Raw genomic sequence first — 13,044 nt, 5'->3', positions numbered from 1 at the left:
AGTTGACGAGTTAACAAGTTGACAAGTTAACGGGTTGATGGAGTTAATGGAGTTTTCACCACTGACCACTGCCTATCAATTTTCTGCCGTCTGCCTTCTGCCGTCTGCCAATAAATGAAAATATCATGAAAAAAACGATTGCATTTTTTTTACTGCTCCCGCTAGTAGCCAGCACAAAAGCACAAGTACGGCTGCCAAAAATATTCGGCGATAGCATGGTGCTGCAACGGAATGCGCCACTAAGAGTATGGGGATGGGCCGCTCCGGCTGAAGCCATAACGGTGCAATTTCATCAGCAACAAAGATCAGTAAAGGCCGATGCCAATGGAAACTGGGAAACTGTACTGGCGCCAGAACAGGTGGGTGGTCCCTATGACTTACAGGTAAAAGGAAAAACAACCATCACGCTGCATGGCATCCTCATGGGCGATCTTTGGGTATGTTCCGGTCAGTCGAATATGGAAATGCCGGTGAAGGGTTGGTCGCAGGTAGTGAATGCCGACCAGGAAATTGCAGCAGCTAATTATCCATCTATCCGGTTATTTACCGTAGAAAAAAACGTAGAGGGTAAACCTGCCGATGAGGTGAAAAGCGGTGCCTGGCAGACCTGTAATCCGCAAAGCATTCCACCTTTTTCGGCAGTAGGTTACTTTTTTGGAAGAGCGCTGCATCAACAACTGCATGTTCCCATTGGGTTGATTAACTCTACCTGGGGCGGCACCGATATAGAAAGCTGGATCAGCCGCAAAGGTTTCGAAAGCGAACCTTATTATAAATGGCTGACGGCAATAACCCCCGAAAAAAGTACGGCCGATATGACCGCCATGAAGGACCGGCAAATGCAGGCCTACCTGGCGTCGATGCAGTTGAATAATATAGATACCGCAACCATCAAACAATGGCCATCGGTTGAGCTGGATGATAGTCAATGGCGCAATATGAATGTGCCGGAATTATGGGAGAGCCAGTTGCCGGGGCCCAGGTTCGATGGCGTTATCTGGTATAGAAAAGAAATAAATATCGATGAAGCCGATGCAGGGAAACCAGCCGTGTTGCAGTTGGCCATGATCGACGATAATGACGTTACATACGTAAACGGCGTACAAGTAGGTGCGATACAGGGCTATAATGTAAAGCGGGTGTACAACGTCGCCGGTTCTCTATTAAAGAAAGGAAAGAACGTGATCGCCGTACGTGTGGATGACACCGGTGGCGGCGGCGGGATATATGGAGAAACAGAAGATTGTGTGCTGACGATCGATGGAAAGAAAATAACGTTAGCCGGTCAGTGGAAGTTCCGCATTGAATCTATGCAAACAAGCACCGGTATTGGCCCCAATGATTACCCCAGCGTGTTATACAATGGCATGATCAGTCCTATTGTAAAACTGGCCGTTAAAGGCGCCATCTGGTACCAGGGCGAAAATAACGCCAGTCGCGCCTACGAATACCGCAAGGCTATGCCGCTGCTTATTAACGACTGGCGCATACGCTGGAAACAACCTGCCATGCCTTTTTATTTTGTGCAGCTCACCAGTTATAATAATGCCAATGGCAATAGCAACAAGGGCAGCAGTTGGGCGGAGTTGCGCGAGGCGCAAGCCATGGCCACTGCATTGCCGAATACAGGCATGGCTGTTACGATCGATCTAGGTGACCCCGGCGATATTCATCCCCATAATAAACAGGATGTAGGCAAACGCCTGGCCTTACTGGCATTACAACATACCTATGGAATGAAAACGGTTGCTTCAGGACCGGTATACAAAAGCATGCAGATAAAAGGCAACCATGTTACCATACAATTTACAAACACCGAAAAGGGATTAACGGCTTCCAACAATGAAGTGATCGGATTTGAAGTAGCCGGCGCCAATCAGCATTTTTATCCGGCCAAAGCAACCATTGCAGGTGCGACAGTTAATGTAACTGCACCGGAAGCAACTACACCCGTAGCAGTGCGATATGCCTGGGCCGATGATGACAGCAAGGCCAATCTGTTTAATACAGCCCGTTTGCCAGCAGCGCCTTTCCGTACCGACAACTGGAAATCAATTACCGAGGGAAAGAAATATACACCACCACTTACGCAACACTGATAAAACCTACACCGGTAAATTTTTAATGACCGTTGGGTTCAATCCTGATGTAAAAGCCAGCAGGAGCAGCGTGGTGATTGAATTAAAGGCGGTGGAGTAGCAGATAAACTTCCGGTTGTATCTTGCAGCTAATATGGCAAATAAAGTGGCAAAGCTATTGGCGCGATTTGGCCTGGATTGGTTTATACTATCGCTCATCGGAATGATTATACTGGCCTCGCAATTTCCCGGTCCGGGTATTGCAAAGGGGCCGTTTTCCATATCATCATTGGCCAACCTGGGTATTTCATTTATCTTTTTCTTTTATGGGTTGAAACTAAACCGGAAGAAACTGATAGCGGGGTTGAGCAACTGGCGTTTGCATATCCTGGTACAGACAGGAACATTTATCCTGTTCCCTGTATTACTGCTGTTGCTTCGCCCCTGGCTCGATCACGGACATACCCAGGTATTATGGCTGGGTTGTTTTTTTCTGGCAGCATTGCCTTCCACCGTTTCCTCCTCTGTAGTGATGGTTTCTATTGCCAATGGCAATATCCCGGCTGCTATTTTCAATGCCAGCATTTCAAGCCTCATAGGTATTTTTATTACGCCGGCCTGGATGGCGGTTGTAACAGGCGGTCAACAAAATCATCTCGACATGAGCGATGTGGTCACCAAACTGTTGTTGCAAATATTGTTGCCCGTGGTAGCAGGTTTGTTGTTGAACCCAACCCGGTTAGGACAGATTGCAGAAAAATACAACAAGCAATTAAAGTACTTCGATCAAATTGTTATTCTATCCATCGTGTATACCGCCTTCAGCGATTCGTTCCATAAACATATGTTCAGCAACCTGGGTATAGGTGAGTTATTTATCCTGGGCGCCTGTGTACTGGCGTTGTTCTTCCTGGTGTATTTTATTACGAATAATATCGCCCGCCTTCTTCATTTCAACCGGGAAGACAGGATCACGGCTACTTTCTGCGGTTCCAAGAAATCACTGATCCATGGTACTGTAATGGCAAAAGTGATCTTTATGAACAGTCCGCTCATTGGTATATTGTTATTGCCTATTATGCTGTACCATGCCCTGCAATTGATCTCTGTAAGCGTGATAGCGCAGGGAATGGCCCGCAGGCATACTAATTAACCCAATTTAACCGAAGTCATAGTCAATGAACCGCCAACCGCTTTGTCGTTGAAAAAAGACACATTGTCTTTTGATCCTTTTAAACCCAGCGTGTACAACAATGGCAGATAGTGTTCGGGCGTAGGAATGGCCAGCTGCGCATCTCTGCCCAGCTCACTAAAATTGATCAAAGGTTTATGATTGCCATCCAGGATCAATGATTTGAATTTGTCGTTGAGGTTTATTGCCCAGTCGTACCCATAATTTTCTTCGTTCAGTTTATCCCAGGCCACCATTCTCAGGTTATGCACCATGTTGCCACTGCCAATGATCAATACACCTTTCCTGCGCAGGCTATACAATTCTTTCGCCAGGTCATAATGATATTGTGGTCCTTGAGAATAGTCGATGCTCAGTTGTAAAACCGGGATCTTTGCATCGGGATACATATGACGCACGATGGTCCAGGTGCCATGGTCAAGGCCCCAGTCGTGATTTAATTCAACCTGCGTACTGGTAATCAGGGAAGCTGTTTCCTTTGCCAACACCGGATCACCAGGAGCCGGGTATTGCACGTCAAACAATTCCTGTGGAAAGCCACCAAAATCGTGGATCGTTGGCGGGAAATCCATGGCTGTTATTTTTGTGCCTTTGGTGAACCAGTGGGCTGAGACCACCAACACCGCTGCAGGTGTTGGGATCTCTTTAGCCATTTGCGTCCATCGGCGACTGAATTCCGTATCCTCAATTCCGTTCATGGGCGAACCGTGCCCCACAAACAACACCGGCATTAGTTGTTCCTGTTCTGGTAAACCATTGGTGAAATTGTTAAATGCTGAAAGTGTTGTCATACCTATCGCTCCTTTTATAATGTTTTGTATGAAATGTTTTCTTTCCATCTATTGCAACCCTATTTGTTTAGCATAGGTTTGGTTATCCCAAAAAAGATGTTCTTCTATCATTACGCCGTTTTTCCAGATCCCAACGGTAGCCATTGGCATTTTAAAAGCCTTGCCGGTTGGTTGAATGAACTTGCCATTACCTATAGGCATGGGTTTGGTAAAAGTACCTTCAAAAACGCCGGTTACCAATGTATAATTGCCTGAACCAAATTTTATAGGGTGTTCTTTAATACGGGTATCAGGCGCATGTACAAAAAGCTTCTTCAGGTCCTCGATGTGAACGTCAATGCCCTGGGCCATGTGGCCATCGGGCCAGAATACTTTTATGTCCGGCGCATGGCTTTCTTTCAGGCGGTCCCATTTTTGATTGCTGAACACATCAAAATCCAGTTCGTCGAACTTGGTGATGTGACTGGCAATGGTATCGTTAGCAGCTGCCAGATCCAATGCGATCTTTTTAAGGCTATCGATATTAACCGTTGAATTAACAGCTGTAGCCGGGTTTTGTTGACAACCCTGACTTACAACGAGGAAAGCTACTATAACAATTGCAAAACTTATCTTTTTCATGTGTTACTTTTTAAGTGGTTGTATGAATGATTAGTTATGTAATACTTTCCAACCGGCAACCCAGTTGTAGTTATATTTCATGGTTAACTGAATAAGCAGCAGCGCCATGTTCTCCAGCGTTCTGCTCCAGGGTAATTCGCCCGCAACCAATGGGTTCAAATCAATGGATCTTGCTAATTCCGAAACGGTTTCCAGGGCCTGGGTATCATTGCCGGCAATAAGCGTGTCAACCTGTTTGCCATCGATGATGGTATTGGCAAAATCGGCAGCGAATACGGTATTGAAAGCCTTTACAACTTTTGAGTTGGGCAACAGTTGCTGCAGTTGTTCCCCAGCGCTGGTATCGGCGGCGGTAACCAGGGCGCTGTACGTTTCATTCAACGGGTTGGAAATACTGATAAGAATTTTTTGATTGGCTACGTCTTTTATTTTAGCGGCTATTTCTTTCTCATCCGCATAAGGCAGGGCCAGAATGATGATATCCGCTTCCCACGATGCATTGGTGGGACATTCAACAGCTTCTGCTTCGGCGGAGGCATTGCCTTTTTTTATTTCCTCCACCAGGGCTTGCACTTTGTCAAAATGCCTGGCGAAAAGTAATAACCTGTTGTTGGTCTTGGATAAAGATTTAGCGATGGCGGAACCCATGTTACCGGTGGCGCCTATAATGGCGATTGTTTGTTTTGTGCTCATGATTGTTTGATTTTGATAACACAAAACTACAGCAGCATCAGGCCTGGCTCCAATGCTTATGGGCAAGAAATAGTGTTGCTTTTGGACAAGGAGAATCGTTGATTTTTGTCAACGGTTTTTTATTTGCGGTTACTGATCCGGCTACGCACGCGGCTTAAGGTTTCTGCTGAGAGGCCCATAAAAGAAGCGATCATATGCTGGGGCACGCGTTGAAAAAGGGTAGGGTACATTTGGGTAAATGCCAGGTAGCGTTCTTCCAGAGGCAGACTTATCATATAGGTCGTTCTGCGCTGAAGCGCCATATAGGCATCGGTCATCAACATCCTGATATAGGTTTCATATTTAGGCATTGTTTGCATCAACTCGTCATGCGCCTGTTTGGAGATGAGCACGAGTTCACAATCTTCCAGGGCATCTATATTCCAGGTGGCGGGTTCTGCTTTGATAAAGCTGTACAGATCGCCCAGCGTCCAGCCTTCGAGAGCAAACGCTGTTATGTGTTCATCACCGGTTTCATCGAGCACATAGGCCCGTAAGGCGCCTTTTTCTACCAGGCAAATGCTTTTGCACACATCGCCTTCCTGCAGGAAGTATTGTTTGCGGCGCAGCTTTTTAGGAGTAAGGTATTGTTTTATGAATGCTTCTTCCTCAGCGGTAAGGGCTATTTTTTCATTGAATTTTTGGAAGAATAATTCGTACATGGGTGGTTATGTTGTTGATTATGCAAATATACCCACAGTTTATTGAATAGACCCGTTGCTGGTTTGCATCGGACCGTTTCCGCAATGCAATGGGTTGTATCATTACCGTACACCAACCGCCCGGTTTTGAACACTGGCGGACTGCAATGCCCCCTGTTTTACAGGCAAAATGCGAATGGCACAGGGCTTGTAAATTTACGGTACTAAATCTGCCCACCATGTTCCGTCATTACTTCCAGATCGCCTGGCGCAATTTGATGAAAAGAAAATTCTATACGTTAATAAACGTAGCCGGACTGGCCATTGGAATGACCTGTTGCATGCTGATTAGTGTGTACCTGTACCACGAAAATTCATACGATCAATATCATACCAAACGCGACAGAATATACCGCGTGGTGCAAACTTTTCGCAATGTAGAGCCAGGTACAAAACCAGTGGCAGCTACCCCGAAGGATTACCAGGTATGGGGCTGTGCGCCCCTGGGGCCGGCCCTGCAGGTCGATTTTCCCGAAATTGAGCGGGTAGTGCAGTTTATGAGCCCGAACAGCTTGCTGCTTCAAAATGGCGACAAACGCGTTCAACAGGATAACCTGTTGTTTATGGACTCTACCGCGTTTGATGTATTCAGCTGGAAAATGATCTATGGAGATCCGCATACGGCCCTGACCGCTCCTTTTAGTATTGTTCTAACCAAATCAGTGGCGCAGAAATTCTTCGGTAATAAAAATCCTGTAGGGCAGGCATTACAGGTAGATAACCAGACCAACTTTATGGTCACCGGTGTTATGGAAGATGTGCCACCGAATTCGCAATTCACTTTCAACGGGCTCATCTCGATGACAACTATGCACAAGTTCAGGGAAGAGATCTTTGGTTGGTGGGGGTATGTTGATTTTTATACGTACCTGTTGTTAAAAGAGAATACTGATATAAAGTCGCTGCAAGCAAAAGCAGATCAGTTTGTAAAAAGACGTAATCCGGATGATAAAGGGTATGGGATCAAATTTGAAAAAATGACCGATGCGTACCTGCATTCTTTGGCAATCCGCCAGCCAGGCCCAACGGGCAGTCTGCTGAATGTATCCCTGTTTTTGTGCATCGCAATTTTCATTATGCTGATCGCCTGTATCAATTTCATGAATTTGTCTACCGCCCGTTCACTGGAAAGAGCAAAAGAAGTGGGTGTTCGCAAGGTGCTGGGCGTACGGCCTACAAGCCTCATGTGGCAATTTCTTTTTGAATCTATATTGTTATCACTGGCCGCTGCTATTATTGCGATCGTATTGGCAAAACCAGGCATTGCACTGATCGAAAGACTATCGGGAAAAGAGATTGCCTATGTAAATTTCTTTAACCCCTGGTTGTTTATTGCGATGGCCGGTTTTGCGGTAGTTGTAGGCATAGGAGCGGGCATTTACCCGGCTTGGTTCTTATCTGGGTTCAGGGCTATTTCGGTATTAAAAGGAAAATCCAATCCGGCAAGCGGGAGCGTATCGTTGCGCAAGGCACTGGTTGTTTTTCAATTCACTTTATCTATAGCGCTCATTGCAGGCACCATCATTGTATTCAACCAATTGAAATACCTGAACCGCCACGATCTGGGTTTTAAGAAAGATCAAATGTTGATCATCAACTTTGAAGACGATTCCAAAGTACAGCAAAATATTGAAGCCATTAAAAAAGCCATTGCAGATCAACCCGGCGTTGTTTCCGTGGCGGCTTCCCGTGCCGTGCCCGGTGAATTTCTGCCCAATGCAGGTACACAAATTCAAACGCCCGATGGACAAATGGCTTTTCGCATCCCGCTTATTTATGAAATAGATTTCGACTTCATACCTCTGTATCATATTCCATTGATTGCAGGCCGCGCCTATTCCCGTACGCACCTCACCGATAGTGCGCAGGGTATGATCATTAATGAAGCGGCGGCAAAATTATATGGTTATACCAATCCTGCCGATGCCGTAGGAAGAAAATTTGACCAGTGGGGCAGGAAGGGAACCATCGTTGGCGTGGTAAAAGATTTCAATTTCCGGTCGCTGCACCAGGCGGTAGAACCGCTCACTTTACGCTATGGATATCCTAATGCACTGAGCCGCATTTCAGTTGCTATCAAAGGCGATAATATTCCATCCACCCTGGCTCATGTAAGAACAACCTGGGATAAAATGGCGCCACAGCGTCCGTTTATGTATCATTTCCTGGATGAATCGTTCAACGCACAATACCAGGCCGATCAGCATTTCGGGCAACTGTTCACTTTCTTCTCCTGCTTGGCCATTTGTATAGCGTGTTTGGGTTTATTGGGACTGTCTACCTTTATGGCGCAGCAACGGGTGAAAGAAATAGGCGTTCGCAAAGTGCTGGGTTCATCGGTAAGCGGCATTGTGGTATTGCTGTCGAAGGATTTTATCAAACTTGTACTGATCGCGATCGTTATTGCCGTTCCGCTTTCTACCTGGGCCATGAATGAATGGTTGAAAGATTTTGCCTACCGCGTTTCCGTTGGGCCAATTATATTTCTGGAAGCCGGCCTAATCACGGTGGGTGTTGCCTTGCTTACGATAGCTTGGCAGTCAGTAAAAGCTGCCAGGGCAAACCCGGTGCAGTCGTTAAGGAATGAGTGATTTAACCCTGCCGGCAGATGGAGTGCAGTAACAAAGACAGTAATTAAAAACCCTAGTCTATTTGCTATGCCGAAGGCTAATTGCCTGCTACAGACCCTCTTTTATATATAAATAATGTTAATTAATTGTTATCAGTCACCTCCTTGCTGAAATCTTTTTGCACAGGTTTGCACAAGTTCAAATTTCCCTGTAAAATTGCGTATGTCTAAGGTAGCAGAAATGGGCCTGTACAACTACCTCGTATCAAAGAATATTCCGGGGGTAAAAGAGAAGAGTGCCTTTGATACATTAAGAAAAGGAACCTCGTTGTATGGGGCGCCCCAGCGTTTTACCGACATTTACGAGATCATCAGCGGTGCTGTTAAATTGGGCCGGTTATCGCCCAAGGGAAAGGAATGCGTGTATGAGATCGTAACGCCAGGAGAGTTTTTTGGCAACCTGGCCTTCCTGCCCGATGCCCCCTTCAATGAATTCAGCAAAACATTAACCGCCACCGAGATCCGTTCCTACGATCTTAATTTTTTAAAGCATTTGATGACGCACGACCCCGAGGTGGCAGAATTGTTCTATGGCAAGATCGTTGAACGCTGGAATAAAACGGAATCCCTTCTTTTTTATATCCGCTCATATGAGCCGAGAAAGCGCATTGAAATGCTACAGGAAGCTATGCATAAAAAGATCATGACTGCTGTAAACAAGGAAGTTTACCTCGATAAAATCATTTCCTTACAGGATATGGCCGACCTTACGGCAACAACCCGTCAACTGGTAGCCGATACGTTGCACTCCGAGCTTTAATGTGGAGCTCCAACTAAAAAGTGTTGCGACCTGTATTTTTTTTTCATCTACTCATTTTCTCCGGTTATCTACTCCTCCTTGGTTCCAGTCAGCCAAAATCTTAATTTCAGGAATGAAACCGGCACAACGGGTTATTTCCCTCAAATGGATCCATGCAGCAGTATGGATATTGCTGTTAGGCGTACCCGGCATTATGTTGTGGGACCAGGAGTTCTTTGGGTTGCCGGCTACTTTTTACTTATTGACCACGCTTTATCACATCGGGCTATTTTATTTCAATGCATTTTACCTGTATCCCAAACTGCTGAATAAAAGAACCTGGTGGTTGTATATTATCTGTCTGATTGCTATCGTTTGTCTTTCGGGCTTTGCCAAGGTTTTCTTTTTACAGCTGCTGCACCCGGGTTTTCAGTTCACTACCTTCAACCGGCGACTGATCTTTTTTCCATTAGTGCCCTTTTTATTTGCCAGCATTATTTACCGGCTGGTGTATGACCGTATTCGGTTTGAAAGAATGGAAAAAGAAGCGCGGGCACAACGGCTCGATGCTGAGCTGAAATTATTACGATCGCAGGTGAGCCCGCATTTTTTATTTAATATGCTCACCAATATGGTGTCCCTGGCTCGTTTGCAATCGAACCTGCTGGAGCCATCGTTGATCCGGTTGTCGGAGTTGTTGCGCTACATGTTATATGAAAGCAATGAAGAAAAGATTGCTATTGTCAAAGAAATAGAACAAATAGAGAATTATGTGTCCCTGCAGCAATTGCGGTTTGGGGAGGATGTGGCCATTTCATTGAACATTCAAAACGATTATCCCGAAGGAATGATAGAGCCCATGTTGCTGGTGCCATTTATCGAGAATGCGTTCAAGCACGGCATTGGAATGGTAAAGGAACCGTTTATACAAATAACTCTTACCGTAATAGAACAACAGCTCGACTTTAGGGTGGTGAATAATTATAACCCGGCCAACCAGTCGAAGGACAAACATTCAGGCATTGGCCTTAATAATGTAAAAAACCGGCTGGAGTTGTTGTATGCGAACAATTACCAATTGAACATTGACAATAAGGACGGTATTTATTCAGTTCATTTAAATTGTAAACTGTTATGATGCGTTGTATTGCCGTGGATGATGAAAAATGGGTGTTGGACCTGCTGGTTGATAACATCAGCCGGGTTCCCTTTTTACAATTGGTGGGCCGGTGTAAAAACGCTATTGAAGCTACTGAACTGTTACACCGTGAAGAAGTAGATCTTATATTCCTCGATATTCAAATGCCCGGACTGGATGGCATTCAATTCGTACAATCGCTGCAACACCCACCCATGATCATTTTTGTGACGGCGTATAAAGAGCATGCCTGGGAAGGTTTTGAGCTGGCTGCTGTTGACTACCTGTTAAAGCCGGTTTCGTTTGAACGCTTTTTAAAAGCCTGTAACAAGGCGCAGGAATTGTTCAGGTTACAGCAAAAAACAACTACTCTCAAAGAGCTGCCCGCTTCTTTTTTTGTATATGTAGAATACAACCAGGTCAAGATCAATATCAACGAGATCGTGTATATAGAAGGCATGAAAGATTATGTGAAGATATACTTAACAACTTCCACCAAACCGGTGATCACCAAAATGAGTTTAAAGGCGCTGGAAGATAAATTACTCCCTTACCGGCTGGTGCGCATCCATAAATCCTACATCATTGCTGCCGATAAAGTAACCGCGGTGAAACGCGATCTCATTTGTTTGGGCGCTGTTGAATTACCTCTCAGTGAAAGTTACCGGGCAGCGGTAGAAGCGGTGCTTCCCCTCAATAAGTAAGGTCATCTACACATATTACCTCTTCCTCTACTCACCCCGGGAACGGCTATGCAACAGGTATAGCTTTGTATCAGACTCTGAGCGAAGTCGAAGAGTTGGTAAAAAGCGTTGAGCGCCCTGAGCGCAGTCGAAGGGTCGAAACGCTATTTCTTAATTTAAATTCTATTTTATGTTCCCGTTATTCATTTTATTCCGCGTGCTTTTTATAGCTAGTATGGTATTTATCATTGGCGCCATTTTCGGCAATTTTTCTCAAAGAAGAACCCTCCGTGTTTTTAGTAAGATAGCAGCCATCCTGGTGATCGTGTTGTTTTTTGCTTCTACCGGTTTGAGTATGCGTTTTGGTTGGAACAGATACCGGACGCATTACTATAATGAACGTTGTGATCGATTACATAGTGATTCTACTTTAAATAAGTAAACGTTCATTGCTTCATAAGTTATTAGGTTAGAAGCAAACTCAAAAACTTTATTTATGAAAGCATCAACCGAAAGAAAGATAATCCGATGGTTGCATATAGTGCTGAGCGTTCCCATTCTTGGTTATATATACGGTCCATTAGCCACCATGCCGCGCCAGGCCATGGTGGTAAAATGGATCATTATGCCGTTGGTGGTTATTTCAGGTTTTTGGTTATGGAAGGGACATTTGTTGCGCAAGCGGTTGCGGAAGGGGTAGAGGAATGCAAAAGTGCGACAGCTTGTCGCACTTTTATAATCGAAGCAATCCAATTTGGCGACAGCTTGTCGCCAAATTGGATGACAAGGGTTAAATATGTACTCAACTCGGTACAAAATTGTACCGCTTAAGCGCCTTATTCCTTCGTAATATTAATCAACGCCCTTCGATTCTTGCTTCGTCCATCGGGGTTATCGCGGCCATTGATCAACTCCATTTCAAGCGGACAGCAGGCGCCGAATGATTCAAAGGTGATGCGGCTGGCGGCAATCCCTTTCTGTATAAAGTATTCGGCACAGGCGCGTGCACGACGGTCAGATAGTTTTGCATTGTACGCATCGCTACCCTTACCATCGGTATAACCGCTGATCTGCAAGGTGGCGCCAGGTATGTCCAGGAGCACCTTGTATACGGAATCGAGTTTACGTACCGCTTCTTTCTTCAGATCATACATATCGAAATCGAAGTAAACGGTAACAACATTCTCCGGTTTCAGCACAAACTTTTTCTCTATGAAGATATCTGTATTAAAATGCCGATCGGTGAGCAGGTTGGTGTTGTCTGTTTTGGTGATAGTAACAATTGCGGCGGTATCGCGGTAATTTTGTTTGGTAACCACCAGTTGCTGGTTGTTGAATGAATTGTCAACACTGTCAAATATATAATTACCGTTTATGTCGGTGGTGGTTTGGGTTGTTTTACCGTCGGGCGTTGTAAGTACTATATTGGCATCGCCTATGGGCTTATGGGTTTTGTTATCCAGCACTACGCCGGTCATGCGGTTGTGTTTGGGTAGTTTGTTAATGCGGAATGTTTCCAGGCAACACCCGCTGCCTCTGTCGGAACCAATGAGGGCATCACCCAACAAGGCATTTTTCTCCGGTGCATAGAAATAAATATCGTCTCTCGAGGAGTTAACCGGGTAGCCCATATTCACCGGCGTGCTCCACGTGATGGTATTGCCCTGGGCAGAAAACAGATCGAAACCACCCATGCCGGGACGGCCATTGGTAGCAAATACCAGCGTTTTGCTATTGGCG

General features: G+C 45.4%; 13 protein-coding genes. 8 read left to right on the top strand and 5 right to left on the bottom strand.

The annotated features are described in order from the left end of the window. Positions 1–125 precede the first annotated feature (125 nt). Together ACJ751_RS14075 and ACJ751_RS14070 are read left to right on the top strand one after the other, a co-directional pair. Positions 126–2,099: a sialate O-acetylesterase gene (locus ACJ751_RS14075; RefSeq protein WP_407746133.1), complete on the top strand. Its 1,974-nt coding sequence runs from the start codon at positions 126–128 to the stop codon at positions 2,097–2,099. 133 nt (positions 2,100–2,232) lie between these two features. Next, positions 2,233–3,231, top strand: a complete 999-nt coding sequence (locus ACJ751_RS14070) for a bile acid:sodium symporter family protein (protein WP_407746132.1) — start codon at positions 2,233–2,235, stop codon at positions 3,229–3,231. On the opposite strand, the gene ygiD is transcribed toward ACJ751_RS14070, so the two are convergent. The 4 genes from ygiD to ACJ751_RS14050 all read right to left on the bottom strand — a co-directional run bounded on the left by ygiD (position 3,228) and on the right by ACJ751_RS14050 (position 6,076). Further along, the gene (ygiD, locus tag ACJ751_RS14065; protein WP_407746131.1) at positions 3,228–4,061 is read right to left on the bottom strand and encodes a 4,5-DOPA dioxygenase extradiol; all 834 of its coding nucleotides are present in this window, start codon (positions 4,059–4,061) and stop codon (positions 3,228–3,230) included. The genes ACJ751_RS14070 and ygiD overlap by 4 nt on opposite strands. Before the next feature lie 48 nt (positions 4,062–4,109). Beyond that, positions 4,110–4,682, bottom strand: coding sequence for an ester cyclase (locus tag ACJ751_RS14060; protein ID WP_407746130.1), 573 nt, complete (start codon positions 4,680–4,682; stop codon positions 4,110–4,112). Between the two features lie 30 nt (positions 4,683–4,712). Then, positions 4,713–5,375 (bottom strand): NADPH-dependent F420 reductase, encoded by a 663-nt coding sequence (locus tag ACJ751_RS14055; protein WP_407746129.1) that lies wholly within the window; start codon positions 5,373–5,375, stop codon positions 4,713–4,715. A 119-nt stretch (positions 5,376–5,494) separates the two neighbouring features. After that, positions 5,495–6,076, bottom strand: a complete 582-nt coding sequence (locus ACJ751_RS14050; RefSeq protein ID WP_407746128.1) for a Crp/Fnr family transcriptional regulator — start codon at positions 6,074–6,076, stop codon at positions 5,495–5,497. Between the two features lie 218 nt (positions 6,077–6,294). Between ACJ751_RS14050 and ACJ751_RS14045 the strand changes: the two genes are divergently transcribed. The 6 genes from ACJ751_RS14045 (at position 6,295) to ACJ751_RS14020 (ending at position 12,004) form a co-directional block, all read left to right on the top strand. Then, positions 6,295–8,706, top strand: coding sequence for an ABC transporter permease (locus ACJ751_RS14045; RefSeq protein ID WP_407746127.1), 2,412 nt, complete (start codon positions 6,295–6,297; stop codon positions 8,704–8,706). Between the two features lie 201 nt (positions 8,707–8,907). Beyond that, on the top strand, positions 8,908–9,504 hold the full coding sequence (locus ACJ751_RS14040) for a Crp/Fnr family transcriptional regulator (protein ID WP_407746126.1): 597 nt from the start codon (positions 8,908–8,910) through the stop codon (positions 9,502–9,504). A gap of 112 nt (positions 9,505–9,616) precedes the next feature. Then, complete coding sequence (locus ACJ751_RS14035) at positions 9,617–10,621, top strand: sensor histidine kinase (RefSeq protein ID WP_407746125.1); 1,005 nt, start codon at positions 9,617–9,619, stop codon at positions 10,619–10,621. Beyond that, positions 10,618–11,325 (top strand): LytR/AlgR family response regulator transcription factor, encoded by a 708-nt coding sequence (locus tag ACJ751_RS14030; RefSeq protein ID WP_407746124.1) that lies wholly within the window; start codon positions 10,618–10,620, stop codon positions 11,323–11,325. Before ACJ751_RS14035 ends, ACJ751_RS14030 begins: the two co-directional genes overlap by 4 nt. A gap of 169 nt (positions 11,326–11,494) precedes the next feature. After that, entirely contained in the window at positions 11,495–11,746 is a 252-nt protein-coding gene (locus ACJ751_RS14025; RefSeq protein ID WP_407746123.1) for a hypothetical protein, read from the top strand. A gap of 54 nt (positions 11,747–11,800) precedes the next feature. Further along, on the top strand, positions 11,801–12,004 hold the full coding sequence (locus tag ACJ751_RS14020; protein ID WP_407746122.1) for a hypothetical protein: 204 nt from the start codon (positions 11,801–11,803) through the stop codon (positions 12,002–12,004). Between the two features lie 136 nt (positions 12,005–12,140). Here the strand turns inward: ACJ751_RS14020 and ACJ751_RS14015 are convergent. Next, positions 12,141–13,044, bottom strand: a 904-nt coding sequence (locus ACJ751_RS14015; protein WP_407746121.1) for an OmpA family protein, incomplete at its 5' end; no start/stop codon positions are given.

Source organism: Niastella sp., assembly GCF_045805085.1.
Taxonomy (GTDB): Bacteria; Bacteroidota; Bacteroidia; order Chitinophagales; family Chitinophagaceae; genus Niastella.
The sequence above is the reverse complement of the archived record's forward strand: the minus strand, read 5'-3'. Positions and strand labels throughout refer to the sequence as shown.